Origin of the sequence: Vibrio marinisediminis (assembly GCF_014050145.1) — a bacterium.
Lineage (GTDB): Bacteria > Pseudomonadota > Gammaproteobacteria > Enterobacterales > Vibrionaceae > Vibrio > Vibrio marinisediminis.
Window position 1 is genome coordinate 1 of record NZ_JACFYF010000353.1, and the last position, 234, is coordinate 234.

The following is a 234-nucleotide window of genomic DNA, read 5'->3' on the forward strand; positions in this document are numbered from 1 at the left end:
TCGGGCCCAGCGCCGTGGTCTCGAGGGGTATGTCGAGCTGCAGTTCGTCATTCGTTCTGACGGCAGCGTGGATCCGGGCAGCATTCAGGTGCTCTCGGCGCGACCCACCAATGTCTTCGACAAGGCGGCGCGCCGGTCGGTGTCGCGCTGGCGCTTCGAGCCGGCCCAGGGGCTGCGGCGAGCGCGCCAGCGCCTGGAATTTCAGCTGAGATGAGTCGCGAGGAGTCTCCCATG

General features: G+C 67.5%; 1 protein-coding gene. It reads left to right on the plus strand.

The window, feature by feature from the left end; genetic code table 11:
- Positions 1 to 214 (plus strand): energy transducer TonB (locus H2O73_RS21445; protein ID WP_182110840.1); only part of this gene is annotated, 214 nt, incomplete at its 5' end.
- Between the last annotated feature and the right edge of the window lie 20 nt (positions 215 to 234).